General features: G+C 58.9%; 15 protein-coding genes. 11 read left to right on the plus strand and 4 right to left on the minus strand.

The annotated features are described in order from the left end of the window. The first annotated feature begins 76 nt into the window (after nt 1–76). Nucleotides 77–931 carry a tyrosine recombinase XerC gene (locus CRD18_RS03235; RefSeq protein WP_070652971.1) on the plus strand — a complete coding sequence of 285 codons (855 nt, stop codon included), beginning with the start codon at nt 77–79 and terminating at the stop codon, nt 929–931. 14 nt (nt 932–945) lie between these two features. Here the strand turns inward: CRD18_RS03235 and CRD18_RS03240 are convergent, their stop codons facing one another. Beyond that, nucleotides 946–1,467 (minus strand): murein hydrolase activator EnvC, encoded by a 522-nt coding sequence (locus CRD18_RS03240; protein WP_065421708.1) that lies wholly within the window; start codon nt 1,465–1,467, stop codon nt 946–948. 377 nt (nt 1,468–1,844) lie between these two features. On the opposite strand from CRD18_RS03240, the gene rpsB reads away from it, so the two are divergent. The 5 genes from rpsB to CRD18_RS03265 all read left to right on the plus strand — a co-directional run bounded on the left by rpsB (nt 1,845) and on the right by CRD18_RS03265 (nt 6,042). Beyond that, complete coding sequence (gene rpsB / locus CRD18_RS03245) at nt 1,845–2,666, plus strand: 30S ribosomal protein S2 (RefSeq protein ID WP_040360682.1); 822 nt, start codon at nt 1,845–1,847, stop codon at nt 2,664–2,666. A gap of 55 nt (nt 2,667–2,721) precedes the next feature. Next, nucleotides 2,722–3,549 (plus strand): translation elongation factor Ts, encoded by an 828-nt coding sequence (gene tsf / locus CRD18_RS03250; protein WP_049170780.1) that lies wholly within the window; start codon nt 2,722–2,724, stop codon nt 3,547–3,549. 181 nt (nt 3,550–3,730) lie between these two features. After that, nucleotides 3,731–4,456 carry a UMP kinase gene (pyrH, locus tag CRD18_RS03255; protein WP_005509726.1) on the plus strand — a complete coding sequence of 242 codons (726 nt, stop codon included), beginning with the start codon at nt 3,731–3,733 and terminating at the stop codon, nt 4,454–4,456. Nucleotides 4,457–4,539: 83 nt separating this feature from the next. Beyond that, on the plus strand, nt 4,540–5,097 hold the full coding sequence (frr, locus tag CRD18_RS03260; RefSeq protein WP_038628675.1) for a ribosome recycling factor: 558 nt from the start codon (nt 4,540–4,542) through the stop codon (nt 5,095–5,097). Between the two features lie 39 nt (nt 5,098–5,136). Beyond that, a complete protein-coding gene (locus tag CRD18_RS03265) occupies nt 5,137–6,042 on the plus strand; it encodes a phosphatidate cytidylyltransferase (RefSeq protein ID WP_049170784.1) in 906 nt (301 codons plus the stop codon). A gap of 21 nt (nt 6,043–6,063) precedes the next feature. On the opposite strand, the gene CRD18_RS03270 is transcribed toward CRD18_RS03265, so the two are convergent. After that, nucleotides 6,064–6,492 (minus strand): lipopolysaccharide assembly protein LapA domain-containing protein, encoded by a 429-nt coding sequence (locus CRD18_RS03270; protein WP_065421645.1) that lies wholly within the window; start codon nt 6,490–6,492, stop codon nt 6,064–6,066. 117 nt (nt 6,493–6,609) lie between these two features. Here CRD18_RS03270 and rlmN point away from each other — a divergent pair, with 117 nt between their 5' ends. Next, nucleotides 6,610–7,707, plus strand: a complete 1,098-nt coding sequence (gene rlmN / locus CRD18_RS03275; RefSeq protein WP_049189669.1) for a 23S rRNA (adenine(2503)-C(2))-methyltransferase RlmN — start codon at nt 6,610–6,612, stop codon at nt 7,705–7,707. A 117-nt stretch (nt 7,708–7,824) separates the two neighbouring features. Here the strand turns inward: rlmN and CRD18_RS03280 are convergent, their stop codons facing one another. Beyond that, nucleotides 7,825–8,226, minus strand: a complete 402-nt coding sequence (locus CRD18_RS03280; protein ID WP_070652941.1) for a DUF2631 domain-containing protein — start codon at nt 8,224–8,226, stop codon at nt 7,825–7,827. A gap of 215 nt (nt 8,227–8,441) precedes the next feature. Here CRD18_RS03280 and CRD18_RS03285 point away from each other — a divergent pair, with 215 nt between their 5' ends. The 4 genes from CRD18_RS03285 to CRD18_RS03300 all read left to right on the plus strand — a co-directional run bounded on the left by CRD18_RS03285 (nt 8,442) and on the right by CRD18_RS03300 (nt 14,028). After that, complete coding sequence (locus CRD18_RS03285) at nt 8,442–9,674, plus strand: RIP metalloprotease (RefSeq protein ID WP_070652942.1); 1,233 nt, start codon at nt 8,442–8,444, stop codon at nt 9,672–9,674. 59 nt (nt 9,675–9,733) lie between these two features. Then, complete coding sequence (locus CRD18_RS03290; protein ID WP_070652943.1) at nt 9,734–11,581, plus strand: penicillin-binding transpeptidase domain-containing protein; 1,848 nt, start codon at nt 9,734–9,736, stop codon at nt 11,579–11,581. Nucleotides 11,582–11,649: 68 nt separating this feature from the next. Continuing rightward, nucleotides 11,650–12,561 (plus strand): type I methionyl aminopeptidase, encoded by a 912-nt coding sequence (gene map, locus CRD18_RS03295; RefSeq protein ID WP_049189666.1) that lies wholly within the window; start codon nt 11,650–11,652, stop codon nt 12,559–12,561. 3 nt (nt 12,562–12,564) lie between these two features. Beyond that, nucleotides 12,565–14,028 (plus strand): cobyric acid synthase, encoded by a 1,464-nt coding sequence (locus CRD18_RS03300; protein ID WP_070652944.1) that lies wholly within the window; start codon nt 12,565–12,567, stop codon nt 14,026–14,028. On the opposite strand, the gene mtr is transcribed toward CRD18_RS03300, so the two are convergent. After that, the gene (gene mtr / locus CRD18_RS03305) at nt 14,025–15,449 is read right to left on the minus strand and encodes a mycothione reductase (protein WP_101738674.1); all 1,425 of its coding nucleotides are present in this window, start codon (nt 15,447–15,449) and stop codon (nt 14,025–14,027) included. The two genes, CRD18_RS03300 and mtr, sit on opposite strands and share 4 nt — an antisense overlap. Nucleotide 15,450 lies beyond the last annotated feature (1 nt).

The raw sequence follows: 15,450 nt of genomic DNA on the forward strand, positions 1-15,450 counted from the left end.
TACTAAGGTCAGAACCGTGAAGCGCGCAACCAATAACGACGACAGGACTGAGCCGGATCTCGGGTTATCCGCCAATATTGAGGCCGTGCTCATGGATTTTCTCGATGAGCTGACTTATTCCCGCAGACTCTCTGACGCAACCGTCCGTGCCTATCGAGCCGATCTCATCCCCCTCCTCGCCGGCCTGGACCACATCAGTGAACTCTCCACCCCTGTCATCCGTGCGCACCTCGGCGCGAAGCATGCGGAGGGTGCTGCGCGGTCATCGCTGGCTCGCTTAACGACGTCCATTCGCCAGTTCTGTAGTTGGCTCGTAGCTCGGCAAATTCTCGATGCTGATCCGTCGCTGCGGCTGTCAACGCCGAAGAAACATCAGCATCTTCCGGAAGTGCTCTCGCCGGAGAGGGTTGAGGAGGCAATCGAGAAAGTCTCCTCCGAGGACAGCGCAGTTGCGGCTCGCGACTTGGCCATTGTGGAACTGTTGTATGCCACTGGGATGCGTGTAGAGGAGCTGTGCAAGGCCGACGTCTCTGATGTGGACTTTTCCCGCCACATCATCTCGGTAGTGGGTAAGGGGAACAAGCAGCGCATCGTGCCCTTCGGTGTACCAGCGGAGGCGGCACTCAAAGGCTGGCTCCAGGTGCGTGGAAGCTTTCATGCTTCCGCACAGGCCGAACATGCGCTTTTTCTCGGTGTGCGTGGAGGTAGATTGAATCCTCGTCAGGCGCGCCGAGTGATTCATAAATGGGCTGATGTTTCACCGCATTCGCTCCGGCACTCTGCGGCCACAGCCATGGTGGAAGGTGGCGCTGACTTGCGTGTGGTGCAGGAGATGCTCGGTCATTCGAGTCTGGCGACCACGCAGATTTATACCCACGTCTCAGCGGACCGCCTCCGTGAAGTACACAAGCGGGCACATCCGCGCGCTTAATCGCGCAGGGTTGTTTAATTGCGTACAGGCTTGAGCACGATTGGTCTCCGCTGTATCAAATCCAGTGGGTTGAGATAGTCTTTGCCGCGCAGTGCGCCCCAATGCAGGCCCGGTTCGGGATGTTTGGCGTTGACCACAAGATGACCAATCACCTGGCCAGCGGCCACGTGGTCTCCCTTTTCTAACGCGGTATCTATGGGCTGATAGGTTGTGCGGATGCCATCGGCGTGCATGATTGACACGGACGTCATTCCGGCGATTGAACCGGCGAAATGCACCACACCGGGAGCTGAGGCGCGGATTGGCTGACCCGGGGAGGCGTTCAGGTCTACTCCGCGATGTCCAGGCTGCCAGCGTTTTTCCGGTGGGGCGTAGTCGCGTAGTATTTTGCCGTGCACAGGGAAGGTATGCGCACTAGCGGATATTGGCTCGCCGGTAGCTGCAGGTGGGCTTGGGGGTGTTGTTAGCGCGACAGCGAGCACGAATAGCGCTAATGTGCGCATTAGCGAGCGCTTGAAACTCTGCTTGGTCGTCATGCGCGATAGTGTGGCGGACGCTGCACTCGTCGACAAGCGGCAGTGCATTGCAAACGGTTCTAGCTGTGGATGACTTTTTGTCCTGTGGATAGCAGGGCGTGTCAGATATTGCGACCTGTGCGATGTATCAGATAAGATGACGCTCGCGGTGTCTGCCTTAATGGGCGGTCATTAGCACAAAGACTACGCGCGCGACCCATTCCGGCTGGTTCACGGGTGCTCGGCAAGGATATCTGTCGGGTGTGAGGCAGCGGGGGAGCGCTAGGGCACAGGGAAAGCCTGTGTGTGAACTGTAACCACCTATATCGGATAAGAAAGGAAGGGAAGCAGCCGCAGCCCTAGTCAGGCTGGACGCGAGGATCTTCCCTGAATATGACATGGCTGTTGTATCCATGCGAGAACTGCTCGATGCAGGTGTCCACTTCGGTCACCAGACCCGTCGTTGGAACCCGAAGATGAAGCGTTTCATCTTCACCGAGCGCAATGGCATCTACATCATTGACCTGCAGCAGACCCTGACCTACATCGACGAGGCTTTCGAGTTCGTCAAGGAGACTGTCGCTCACGGTGGCAACATCCTGTTCGTCGGTACCAAGAAGCAGGCTCAGGAAGCCGTTCAGAACGAGGCAGAGCGCGTTGACATGCCATACGTCAACCACCGCTGGCTCGGCGGTATGCTGACCAACTTCGCCACCGTTTCCAAGCGCCTGGCTCGCCTGAAGGAGCTTCAGGCAATGGACGCTGCTGAGAACGGCTACGAGGGTCGCGGCAAGAAGGAAATCCTGATGCTGACCCGTGAGCGCACCAAGCTGGAGCGCACCCTGGGCGGCATTCGCGACATGTCCAAGGTTCCGTCCGCACTGTGGATTGTTGACACCAACAAGGAGCACATCGCTGTCGCCGAGGCTAAGAAGCTGGGCATTCCGGTTGTTGCCATCCTGGACACCAACTGCGACCCGGATGACGTTGACTTCCCGATCCCGGGCAACGACGACGCAATCCGCGCTGCTTCCGTGCTGACCCGCATCATCTCCACCGCTGTTGAAGAGGGCCGCAAGGCTCGCGCTGAGCGCGAGGCCAACGCTGCTCGCGAGGCAGCAGGCGACGCTCCGATCGAGTCCGCCGCTGAGAACACCGACCAGGCTGCAGAGATGGACGCCGAGGGCTCCACTGCAACTGAGACGGCATCCGCTGAGTAAAGCTGAACTTTCTAACCACCACAAGTTCTAACCACCACAAGGAGGAACGCCCAGCATGGCGAATTTCACTGCTGCTGACGTCAAGAAGCTCCGTGAGCTGACCGGCTCCGGCATGAAGGCTTGTAAGGACGCACTCGTCGAGACCGACGGCGATTTCGACAAGGCTGTCGAGATCCTGCGTATTAAGGGCGCAAAGGACGTCGGCAAGCGTGCAGAGCGCACCGCCGCCGAGGGCCTGATCGCTGTTTCTGGTAACACCATGGTCGAGGTCAACTCCGAGACCGACTTCGTTGCCAAGAACCAGGAGTTCATCGACTTCGCCAACAAGGTCGCCGACGCTGCCGCAGCAGTCAAGGCAAACTCCCCGGAAGAGCTCGCAGCAGCTGACCTCGACGGTCAGACCGCAGCTGACGCTACCCAGGAGCTCTCCGCAAAGATCGGTGAGAAGCTGGAGCTGCGTCGCGCCGCTACTCTCGAGGGCGACAACATCGCTGTCTACCTGCACCGCCGTGCAGCAGACCTGCCGGCAGCTGTCGGAGTTCTGGTTGCTTACACCGGTGAGGGCGAGGGTGCTGCAGAGACTGCTCACGCAGCAGCTATGCAGGTTGCCGCTCTGAAGGCTCAGTACCTGTCCCGCGAGGATGTCCCGGCCGACCGCGTCGAGGCAGAGCGCGCTGTCTACGAGAAGATCACCCGCGAAGAGGGCAAGCCGGAGCAGGCTATCGCCAAGATCGTCGAGGGTCGTCTGAACGGCTTCTACAAGGACGTTGTTCTGCTGGAGCAGCCGTCTGTCGCCGACAGCAAGAAGACCGTTAAGCAGCTCATGGAAGAGGCTGGCGTTACCCTGACCGGTTTCGTTCGCTTCGAGGTTGGCCAGCACTAATTCGCTGTAATTTGTGCATAAGCCTCTAGCTGTGAGCTAGTTTAAATGCCCCGCTCGGGAACCCGGGCGGGGTATTTTGCTGTCCTGTAGCCGATAATGCGGAGCGTCAAGTGTGCCTTGCTGTCGTGACCGGGTAGACTCGTCTGCGACTTTTTAAACGGTGTGAGAAAGGTGCATGGTCATGGCAGAATCTGTCGAGCGCAATGGCTTCAAACGTGTGATGCTCAAGCTCGGTGGTGAGATGTTCGGTGGCGGCAAGGTTGGCGTTGACCCGGACGTGGTGCAAAACGTTGCCCGACAGATTGCGGAAGTTTCCCGAAAGGGCGTCGAGGTCTGTGTCGTCATCGGCGGAGGTAACTTCTTCCGTGGCGCACAGCTTCAGCAGCGCGGCATGGACCGCGCACGCTCTGACTACATGGGCATGCTGGGCACGGTCATGAACTGCCTGGCTCTGCAGGACTTCCTCGAGCAGGAGGGCGTGGACTGCCGCGTTCAAACTGCAATCAACATGGCACAGGTCTCGGAGCCGTACCTGCCGTTGCGTGCTAAGCGCCACCTGGAGAAGGGCCGCGTGGTCATCTTTGGTGCAGGTATGGGGATGCCGTACTTCTCCACCGACACCACCGCCGCCCAGCGCGCCCTGGAGATCGGCTGCGAGGTGCTGCTGATGGCAAAGGCCGTTGACGGTGTCTACTCGGCCGACCCACGTGAGGTGCCGGACGCAGAGCTGTTCGATGACATCACCCACCGTGAGGTTCTGGAACGGGACCTGCGCGTTGCTGATGCCACCGCCTTCTCCCTGTGCATGGACAACAACATGCCGATTCTCGTGTTTAATCTGCTTACCGACGGAAACATTGCGCGCGCGGTAGCCGGTGAGCAAATCGGTACTCTCGTCCACAGCTGATAAATTTGTTCGTAATACGTTCTTTCCACAGAGCGCTCTAGAACTATCTAGAACCCGCGTAGAAACCCGAGGTTAAAAACACAATGATTGATGAAGTCCTGCTTGACTGTGAAGAAAAGTACGGTAGCTCCGTAGAACACTGCCGCGAGGAGCTGACCCACATTCGCACTGGCCGTGCGAACCCGGCGATGTTCAACGGCGTTATTGCGGAGTACTACGGTGTTCCGACTCCGATTACCCAGATGGCTACCATTTCGGTTCCAGAGCCGCGCATGCTGCTGATTAAGCCGTATGAGCTGAGCGTCATGGGCGACATCGAAAACGCGATTCGCAACTCCGACCTGGGTGTGAACCCGACTAATGATGGCCAGGTCCTGCGCGTAACTATCCCGCAGCTGACCGAGGAGCGTCGTCGTGAGATGGTTAAGGTCGCACGTTCGAAGGGCGAAGACGCCAAGATCGCGATTCGCAATGTCCGTCGTAAGGGCATGGAAACTCTGAAGAAGATTCAGAAGGACGGCGATGCTGGCGAGGACGAGGTGCAGGCAGGCGAAAAGGAGCTGGACCAGGTCACCAAGAACTACGTCGAGCAGGTGGACTCCTTGGTTGAACGCAAGGAAGCGGAATTGATGGAGGTTTAGGCCTTCATATTCAACCGGGAGAGGGGATTTGAGGCGCCAATGCCAACGTCGAAGCCAGCGTCCAATAAGGAACGTGTTCTAGACGAGCTACGGCTTATTAAGCCGCGTAACTCGGCAGGTCGGAACCTGCCGGTTGCAATTACGGTGGGCGTAGCACTTGGTGCAGTCGTCATCATCGGCTTGCTGCTGGGGGCGCTCGCCTGGACCGTTCTGGTCGCCGCGGCGGTTGGCCTTGCAACCTGGGAGGTCTGCGAGCGGCTCCGCGAGTCCGATTGGCAGGTCCCTCGCCCGGTTCTGATTTTCGGCGGACAGCTGATGGTGTGGCTGTCCGCCTACTGGGGGATTGACGGTCTGGTCATGGGCCTGACTGTTACCCTGATGCTTTTACTAGTCACCCGTCTGTTTTTGCACGGGATGGCTGAAGCACCACGGAACTGGCTGCGGGATGTCGCAGTCGGAGTTTTCGTGGTGATGTGGATTCCGTTCTTTGCGGCGCTAGCTGTGCAGCTGGTGCACATGGACAATCCCTGGGAAGTCGATCCCCGTCTGGTCATTGTGACCTTCATGATCGGGGTGATTTCCAATGACGTCGGAGGCTATGCCGCCGGTGTCATGTTCGGAAAGCATCCGATGGCTCCGAAGGTAAGCCCTAAAAAATCCTGGGAAGGGTTCGGCGGCTCTCTCGTACTCGCCACTATTACTGGAGCGCTCTGTGCAATCTTTATGTTGCACGCGCCGTGGTGGCAGGGCATCGTGCTGGGCATTGCCTTGGTTATCTCCGCCACGCTTGGTGACCTGATGGAGTCCCAGTTCAAACGCGATCTGGGGATTAAGGATATGTCCTCGATATTGCCGGGCCACGGCGGTCTGATGGACCGCCTGGATGGCATGCTGCCATCAGCCGCGATGACGTGGCTGATATTGCAGCTTTTCAGCCTGGTTTAATTTGGCTGGTTCAGTCGGGCTTTAGTTGTCGCCCTTACGAATCTGGCGGCGCAGATCAAACATTCGCCAGCCACCGATTAGCGCAGTGATGAGGGCGCCGAGGATAGCAGCGAACAGCATTCCGACACCGACCGGGAAGTTCCAGGCCCAGCCGAACAGGTTTAGTGTGGTCTCCTGCTGATTCTGCAGAATGAATACAAGCAATACGATCAGCAAAACTGCACTGATGACCAGGCCAACCCACATCGAGCCCGCGGTAGTCTTTTTCACCTTGCGCCGGCCAGGAGCGGGCGCTGGCTCCGGTGTGGAGTCCTTCTCTGCGGGCGCGTCAACGACTGGCTCTGGAAGGTTGTCCTGCTCTGGTGCAGGAGCCACTGAATCATTTGGAGAGTACGACGGAGTATCGTCGAAAAGCGGACTGTCGTTATTCGGTTGATTAGCGTTAGTCATACCTATCATTCAACACGTTTTGGCAGGTATGTACCACTTGTAAAGGTCCACTTAGTTGCGGCTGCCTAGTCGCTCATTAGGCCAAAACCGTCATTACATGCGAAAATGGGTGCCATCATGGCATCTTCACTTCCAATCGTTCTTAAAGCTCCACGTCGCGGCATGCCCGCGACCCATTTTGCGGACCTCGATGTTGAGGAACGGAAGGCTGCGGTCAAGGAACTGGGCCTGCCGGCCTTCCGCGCCGATCAGATTGCCCGGCACTATTACGGTCGGCTTGAGGCTGACCCTATGACGATGACTGATCTGCCGGAAGCAGACCGTCAAAAGGTCAAAGACAGTCTCTTCCCACCTTTGTTGACTCCCGTTCGCCACATCACCTGTGACGACGGCGAAACCCGTAAGACGCTGTGGCGTGCAGGTGACGGTACGCTGCTGGAATCCGTGCTGATGAAGTACCCGGGGCGTGCGACCCTCTGTATTTCCTCACAGGCCGGCTGCGGTATGGCATGCCCATTCTGTGCGACGGGTCAGGGCGGTCTGCAGCGTAATCTCTCCACCGCGGAGATTGTCGACCAAGTTCGTGAGGCCGCTGCCACGATGGCAGCCGAGGGCGGTCGCCTGACCAACATCGTATTCATGGGCATGGGTGAGCCGCTCGCGAACTACAACCGCGTTCTCGCCGCCGTCCATCGCATCACGCGACCGTCGCCGGAGGGATTCGGCATCTCGATGCGCAATGTCACCGTCTCTACAGTCGGTTTCGCGCCGAACATCCGACGGCTTGCCGACGAGGACCTGTCAGTAACCCTCGCGGTGTCTCTGCACACTCCAGATGACGAGCTTCGCGATGAGCTGGTACCGATCAACAATCGCTTTACAGTAGCTGAGGTGCTTGATGCAGCTCGCTACTACGCAGACAAGACAGGCCGTCGCGTATCTATTGAGTACGCTTTGATTCGCGATATTAACGACCAGGATTGGCGTGCAGACTTGTTGGGTAAGAAGCTCCACAATGCTCTGGGCTCACGTGTCCACGTCAACCTGATTCCGCTCAACCCGACTCCGGGGTCGAAGTGGGACGCCTCCCCGAAGAAGCAGCAGGAGGAGTTCGTCCGCCGCGTACAGGCGCAGGGGGTACCGTGCACGGTCCGCGATACCCGTGGCAACGAGATTGCGGCAGCGTGTGGTCAGCTGGCGGCCGAAGAGGTTTAGCCGACAAATAGCAAAAGATCCGCACCGAATTCGGTGCGGATCTTTTTGTGCGCTGTAGCGCTATAGAGCTGTTGCTATAGAGCTGTTAGGCCAGACTTTCTGCAAAAGTGGCTAACTTTACTGGTTCTGGCCTTCCGGCAGACGGTTCCAGGAGCGCAGCTGAGAGTCGGTCAGGTTAGCGTAGACGCCAGTGCCGTTAACCTGGTCGCGTGCCCACTCCGGCTCAATGTGGCCTTCCGGCTTGTTGTGACCGGTAACGGTGCGGACCTGAGAAGCCTGCGGGGCGAACAACTGCAGCAGCAGGCCAATAGCGATCAGGGCGGCGATGACGACCAGCCACCAGTTCTCGACGTTGCCCTTGTGGTTACCAATGGTCATGCCCAGCAGGAAGATCACGGAAATCCAGCCGGCCTTCTGCATAGCGCTCTTGCTAATGCCGTGCCAGCCCCACTTCGCCGACGGCTCGTCGAGGGTGCTGACGCCGCGGTAAATCTCTTCCTTTGGCTCGTGGTTGCTCACTTGAAAGTCCTCCTGTTAACACTTTCGGCGAATTGCACTCTATATGCACTTCAGTCTATCTGCGGTTTTGCTGAAAGCGACTGAGCGCATTTTCAGACAATCTTGAGTATCGGGTGTAAGGATACCTTAGAACTTGCTGAAATTGGGACTCAGCCCGGCCGGAAACTGTTCGCCGGTGTGCTCGTTTGCCCAAAGTGGGGGTAGGGTGAGCACTCGTGACATTTCTTCTTGGAGTTTTACTCTTCGCAATCGGCATCGCGGTGACAATCGCTCTTCACGAATGGGGCCATCTCACCGCAGCTCGCCTGTGTGGAATGCGAGTGCGTCGATACTTCATTGGCTTCGGCCCAACGCTGTTTTCCTTCAAGCGGCATCACGCTGCGGCAGGTGGGCATGACACCGAGTATGGAATAAAGGCAATTCCCTTTGGCGGATTCTGCGACATCGCAGGCATGACAGCAATGGATCCCATCGCTCCTGCCGAAGAACCCTACGCCATGTACAAGAAGCCGTGGTGGCAGCGCATTATCGTGATGCTCGGTGGGGTGGCAATGAACCTCATCGTTGGATTCATCATTCTTTACTTCATTGCCGTGACGTGGGGTTTGCCCAACATGGGTAAGGAAATGGCGCCACGCATTCAGGCGGTGCAGTGCGTCTCGCCGGCACAGCGTGCCGACGGCACGCTGGAGCCCTGCACTGGTTCCGGTCCTGCAGAGCGCGCAGGGCTACGTGCCGGAGATGTGATTGAGAAGATCAATGGCACCAAGATCACGTCCTACCCCGAGGCTGTGTCTCTCATCGGTAGCTCTGCAGGTGGCGACATCAAAATGACCATCGACCGCAATGGCAGCACCCAGACGGTCACGGTCACCCCGGAAGTCGTCAAGCACAAGACTAACGACGGGCAGGACATCGACCAGCCAGCAATTGGTATCGCCTTCCAGCGACCAGAGACCATCCTTCACGAGTACAACGCAGTAACTGCCATCGGCGGTGCGGCCAGCTTCACAGGCAGCCTTTTCGGGGCGGTTTGGAACGGGCTGCTCTCCATCCCGGAGAAGGTTCCCGGCGTGGTCGCCTCTATCTTTGGTGCTCAGCGTGACCCGGCCAGCCCAATGAGTGTGGTCGGCGCGTCGCGTGCCGGTGGTGAATTGGTGGAGATGAACCAGTGGCCTTCATTCTTCCTGTTGCTGGCCAACCTCAATTATTTCCTGGCCGTGTTCAACCTCGTGCCGTTGCCGCCACTCGACGGTGGCCACATCGCCGTGGTTATTTATGAGCGCATCCGCGACCTGATTCGCAAGGCGTTCGGTAAGCCTGCGCTTGGGCCTGCCGATTACACCAAACTCATGCCAATTACTATGGCCTTTACCGCAGTCTTGCTGGTCTTCGGCGTTCTGGTTATGGCTGCTGACGTGGTCAATCCAATTGTACTGAACCGCTGATAGCAGGTTGCGGCGCGCCAGCGTCGTCGTAAAGCAAAGCGGTGCTAACGTCAGCCCACATGGAACAAACTTCGCGCCGCAAGCCCCTGCTTCGCAGTATCTCGGCTGTGGCAATCACGGGTCTGGTGTTGTCATCCGCCGCGTGTACGCCGCGGCCTGACACCGGGCGCGAGGTGCTTGAGGAATTCCTGGGGGCGCTGGCGGGAGGGGATGTCGCTAAGGCGGCGGCGCTGACCGATCATCCGGATTCCGCTGAAGGAGATTTGAAAGCGGCCACCGACGGCCTCCAGCCGGAGGGGCTTGAGTATGAAATTGCGGGTATCGATTCCAGTTCGAATCAGTCCTCTGCCGAAGTTGCCATGAATTGGCAGTTACCGCACCAGCGACGCTGGGGATATGACACGACTTTTACGCTGACTAAGACTGAGGCTGGGCAACGGGATTGGGCGTTGCGCTGGTCGCCAGCATCCCTGCATCCACAGCTGGGGCGTAATCAGCACCCAGAATTGCGCACTATCGCAGCTCCACGTCCGTCTGTGGTTGGTTCGGACGGTGCGGCCTTGCTTGAGCCGGGGACTGTGCACCGGGTAATTCTCAATCGTGATGGGGCGGAGAATGTGCAGTCGTCGATTAATCGGGCGGCGACGGTCATCAATAATGAAATGCCGGAAGATGGTCCGAAGCTTGACGCGCGCGCTATAGGGGAGCAGGCAGCTGGTGGGAAGGGTAACTTTTCACTGATTGTGCTGCCGGCATCCACGCCGCAGCGAGTCAAGGATGAGCTCGCGGACATTGACGGAATTTCTGTTAACGATGAAGCAGCGATGGTGCGACCCGACCCGGGGTTTGCGCCTGATTTGATGAGCCGTGTGGAAAGGCTAGTGGACACTGGTGATCACGGTGCCGATGGCTGGAAGATCGTGGCGGCCAACGAGGGCGGAGCAGTCGTCGGCACGCTCTATGAGGTGTCTCCGGATGTAGCCCCGGCGGTGCAGGCATCGATTAGTAAAAAGGTGCAGGACGCAGCGCAGAAGGCAGTCGATACGCGGCAAGATGCGAAGGCAATGCTGGTGGCTGTGCAGCCGTCTACGGGCAAGATTCTGGCGGTAGCCCAGACGGCGGAAGCAGACAAGGACGGTGACCTTGCGCTGATGGGACAGTTCCCGCCGGGATCGACGTACAAGATTGTCACTGCCGCTGCAGGTGTGCAGCACGAGGGACTAAATGCGGGATCGACTGTGCCGTGCCCAGGTTCGATGGAAATCGGTCCGCGAATTGTCACCAACTACAACGGAAGTGGTGTCGGGGATACCTCGCTGAGCGATGCCTTCGCGCGGTCTTGCAACACCACGTTCGGCAACATCTCCCACAAGTTGGAACCAGGGCAGTTCAAGGAGGAGTCCAAGAACTTCGGCATCGGAATCAACTATCACATCGCGGGCCTCGACACTATTACCGGCAGCGTGTCTGACGGTAGTGATGAAGTCGAGCGTATCGATGCGGGCTATGGACAGGGCAATGACTTGGCCAGCCCGTTTGGCATGGCGCTGGTTTCCGCGACGGTGGCGGCCGGGCGCACTCCGACGCCGTCACTCGTGCCAAGCGCGGGAACGTGGCAGTCGCAGACGTCGAAGCCACTTCCACCTGAGGTTTTGAACGAGGTTCGCTCACTCATGCGGGCGGTGGTGACCTCCGGTACCGGTTCGGCCATTGCCGGACGCGGTGAGGTCTACGCCAAGACCGGTGAGGCCGAGTATGGAGGTGGCTCGCACGCTTGGTTCACTGGCTATCGAGATGACTTGGCCTTCGCCACGCTCATCGTCGGCGGTGGTGGATCCGAACATGCGGTGGCGATTACCGATGCCTTCTTCGCCAATATGGATGAAGGTTCAGGAGACGAGGGCTAGAGCATTTCTGGCTTCGAAACCGGCACAGGCCGAAAGGCTAATCCGGGGGTAGGGGTAGAGTATGTTCCATGACTCAGCGTTCTCCACTTACTCAGCAAAAGTCCACGCCAATTCGCACTGTTCCGGCACATATTGAACGGCCGGAGTACGCCTGGAAGGACGAGGTTCAGGAAGGCGTCGGCGAGCCGCTGGTACAGACTCCGGAAGATATTGAAAATATGCGAGAGGTCTCTCGCATTGCTGCCAACGCGTTGGTGGAGGCCGGCAAGGCCGTAACTCCGGGCGTGACCACGGATGAGATTGACCGGGTGGTGCACGAGTACCTGTTGGATCACGACACCTACCCGTCCACGCTGGGGTACCGCGGTTTCGAGAAGTCGTGCTGTGTGTCTCTCAATGAGATTGTCTGCCACGGTATTCCGGACACTCAGGTTATTGAAGACGGCGATATCGTCAATGTCGACGTCACCGGATACAAGAACGGCGTCCACGGTGACACCAACGCGACTTTCCTCGCGGGCAATGTCTCGGAGGAGCACCTCCAGCTAGTGGAGCGCACTTACAACGCCACCATGCGCGGCATCAAGGTCATCAAGCCGGGCCGTGAGATTAATGTCATCGGCCGCGTAATCGAGTCTTACGCTAAGCGTTTTGGATACAACACCGTTCGGGACTTCACCGGTCACGGTGTCGGTACCACGTTCCACAATGGTTTAATCGTTCTCCACTACGATGAGCCGAGCCAGGACACCATTTTCGAGCCGGGCATGACCTTGACTGTTGAGCCGATGATTAACCTTGGTGAGCTGCCGTACCACATCTGGGATAATGGCTGGACTGTGCAGAATGATGACTTCAAGTTCACCGCCCAGTTCGAGCACACGGTGCTGGTGACCTCCGACGGCTATGAAATCCTCACTCTGCCGGATGAGCAGAACGTGCCAGGTCAGTTCCAAACTGGTTGGAAGCCCGAGGCCTAACCCGTGCAGGCCCCTGCAGCTCTGATTGCCGGCTGCACCTCAGATGCCGGTAAGTCGGTTCTGGTCGCCGGCATGTGTCGGCTGCTCGCGCGCCGCGGCGTGAAGGTCGCACCCTTCAAAGCACAGAACATGTCCAACAACTGCGCTGTCACGCTTGACGGCGGCGAGATTGGGCGCGCGCAGGCTCTGCAGGCGCTCGCCTGTGGGCTGGAGCCGGATGTCTCCTTTAACCCGGTGCTTCTCAAGCCGGGCTCGGACCACACTAGTCAGGTGGTGGTGAAGGGCAAAGCCGATGGGCATGTGAGCGCTCTGACGTACCGGTCGCGTCGAAAAGCGTTGCGCGGGGTAGTCGCGGAGACATTGGAAGAGCTGCGGGGGCAGTTCGATGTCGTCTTGTGCGAAGGCGCTGGTAGTCCTGCCGAGGTCAATCTGCGAGAGTCAGACATCGCCAACATGGGCTTGGCAGAGCTCGCTGATTTGCCGGTTGTGGTCGCCGGCGACATCGACCGCGGTGGGGTGCTTGCACATTTCGTCGGCACGCATGCAATTTTGAGCCCCGAAGACCGCGCGCGAATTACCGGTTTTATCGTCAACAAGTTCCGGGGCGATGTTTCGCTGTTGACACCGGGATTGGACGTGGTGCGCGAGCACACCGGCGTGCCCGTACTCGGCGTAGTGTCTTTTATTCCGGGGCTGTGGATCGATGCGGAGGATTCGCTCGGCACAGTCGCTGGTGCGTCGGTAGGGCCGGCGAACGCACCGCTGGGTACGGAAACGTTGTCCGTGGCCGCCATTCGCTTGCCGCGCGTGTCCAACGCCACCGATATCGAAGCGCTTGCCTGTGAACCAGGGGTACACGTGCAGTGGACGGTCGATCCGTCGGTCGTTGCTCGCGCCGACCTGGTCGTGTTGCCCGGGACGAAGTCGACGGTCGCCGATCTCAAGTGGTTGCGCGAGCGTGGGCTTGACGACGTACTGGAGAACCGAGCCGCCCGAGGGCTGCCGCTGATTGGCATCTGCGGTGGGTTCCAAATGCTCTGCACCACCATCACTGACTCGGTGGAGTCGGTAGCCGGGACAGTGAACGGGCTTGGAGTGTTCGATACCGACATTGAATTCGCGGGGACGAAGACGCTGGTGAGCCACCCGGATGGCTCTTACGAAGTCCACAATGGACAGGTTGTGCGAAGCAGCGAGGCGCCCTTTATCACTGAGCCTGAAGAAGGGGCGCGGCGTGGCATGGTGATGGGTACGCACCGCCACGGCTACCTGGAAAATGATCAGGCGCGCCGTCAGTTGCTGAGCGAAGTCGCAGTTGCCGTCGGTCGAGACGGCTTTGAGGTCAGCTCTAATACTTCGTTTGCCGAAGAACGGCTGCGGCAGATCGACCTGTTGGCCGATGCAGTCGAGGAGTACCTGGCTGGGCCCGCATTGGCCCAGGCCACAGGTATTGAACAGCTGGGCTAGTTATCGAACTCCAGGCCCAGGATTGCGTTTTCAATCAGCTCTGGCAGTGCTGGGTGAATCCAGTGCTGGCCCTTGACAACTTCGCGCACATCCATCTCGAAGCTCATCATCTGGATGCACTGCTGCACTAGAGTGGCAGCCTGCTCGCCGATGAAGTGCGCACCCAGCAGGCGGCCGGTGGCGCGGTCCGCAATCAACTTGGCAAAGCCATCGCGATCCTCCAGCGCCCAGCCGTAGGCGACATCGCCGTAGTTCTGTACCTTCACGGTAATGTCCGTGCCATTTTCCGCAGCCCAGGCGCGAGCTTCATCCTCGGTCATACCGACCTGACCAATCTGCGGATGTGAGAAGACTGCCGACGGAATGTAGCGGTGGTCAAATTCGCGCAGGTCCGACGGATTCAGCACGTTGTGGAAGACAACCTTGGCCTCATGGTTGGCAATATGCTTCAGCTGGTACGGGCTAGAGACATCGCCCAGCGCCCACACACCTTCGGCAGAGGTGCGGCCGTACTGGTCAACCTTGATGCGACCATCGTCGTGCATCGCCACACCACCGGCTGCAAGGTCCATACGGTCACCGTTGGGGATGCGTCCGGTTGCCACGAGCAGGGCATCGGCTGCGAGCTCCGTGCCGTCGTCAAGCGTGACCGTGACGATCTCGCCCTCCTGGGAGAGCTCAGTGATGGAGGTGTTCATACGGATGTCAATGTCGCGGGAGGCAACCTCGTGGAAGCGCTCGGAGATAGCGGCGTCTGAGCCACGCAGCATGACATCGGAGCGCACCAGCATGTGCACCTTCGTGCCGAAGGATGCGAAGACATGCGCGAACTCGCTAGCGATGTAGCCGCCGCCGACGACGATCATTTCGCGCGGAAGCTTGTCGACGCGCATGATGTTCTCGTTGGTGTAGTAATCGACCCCGGAGTCTGCGATGAGGCCCGGAACGTGAGGGCGGGAGCCTGCAGCGATGATGATGTTGTCGGCTGTGATGTCGACGGTTTCCTCGCCGATGCCGGTGCGAATAGTGCGAGGGCCGACGAACGTTGCGTGGCGGTCGTAGACATCGATATTGGGAGTCTCGTCCCCGCGGCGGTATGCCTCGCCGCCGTCGGCAATCTGGTCGACGCGCTGGGCAAAAACGCGATCCTGGATTTGCTTGAGATCAACGGAGTCGAAGGTGCCGTGCACGCCCAGGCGGCTGGCCTCGCGGATGTTGCGGGCGGCATCAGCGGCCAGAACGAACATCTTGGTGGGAATACACCCAACGTTGAGGCAAGTACCGCCGAAACGTCCTTCCTCCACCAGAGCGATACGGACATTGTCGTAGGCCGGGGCTGGAATGGAATTGCCGGACCCGGTTCCGATAATGATGACGTCGTAGTGGCGTGGGGTAGTCTCAGGCGAATTCTCAGTGGTCACA

The organism is Corynebacterium sp. LK31 (genome assembly GCF_014335015.1).
Lineage (GTDB): Bacteria > Actinomycetota > Actinomycetes > Mycobacteriales > Mycobacteriaceae > Corynebacterium > Corynebacterium jeikeium_D.

Bases quoted from the DNA above. Each gene is read 5' to 3' on its own strand.
- CRD18_RS03240 (WP_065421708.1), bottom strand. From the start codon at position 1,467: ATGACGACCAAGCAGAGTTTCAAGCGCTCGCTAATGCGCACATTAGCG.
- rpsB (WP_040360682.1), top strand. From the start codon at position 1,845: ATGGCTGTTGTATCCATGCGAGAACTGCTCGATGCAGGTGTCCACTTC.
- tsf (WP_049170780.1), top strand. From the start codon at position 2,722: ATGGCGAATTTCACTGCTGCTGACGTCAAGAAGCTCCGTGAGCTGACC.
- pyrH (WP_005509726.1), top strand. From the start codon at position 3,731: ATGGCAGAATCTGTCGAGCGCAATGGCTTCAAACGTGTGATGCTCAAG.
- frr (WP_038628675.1), top strand. From the start codon at position 4,540: ATGATTGATGAAGTCCTGCTTGACTGTGAAGAAAAGTACGGTAGCTCC.
- CRD18_RS03265 (WP_049170784.1), top strand. From the start codon at position 5,137: ATGCCAACGTCGAAGCCAGCGTCCAATAAGGAACGTGTTCTAGACGAG.
- CRD18_RS03270 (WP_065421645.1), bottom strand. From the start codon at position 6,492: ATGACTAACGCTAATCAACCGAATAACGACAGTCCGCTTTTCGACGAT.
- rlmN (WP_049189669.1), top strand. From the start codon at position 6,610: ATGGCATCTTCACTTCCAATCGTTCTTAAAGCTCCACGTCGCGGCATG.
- CRD18_RS03290 (WP_070652943.1), top strand. From the start codon at position 9,734: ATGGAACAAACTTCGCGCCGCAAGCCCCTGCTTCGCAGTATCTCGGCT.
- map (WP_049189666.1), top strand. From the start codon at position 11,650: ATGACTCAGCGTTCTCCACTTACTCAGCAAAAGTCCACGCCAATTCGC.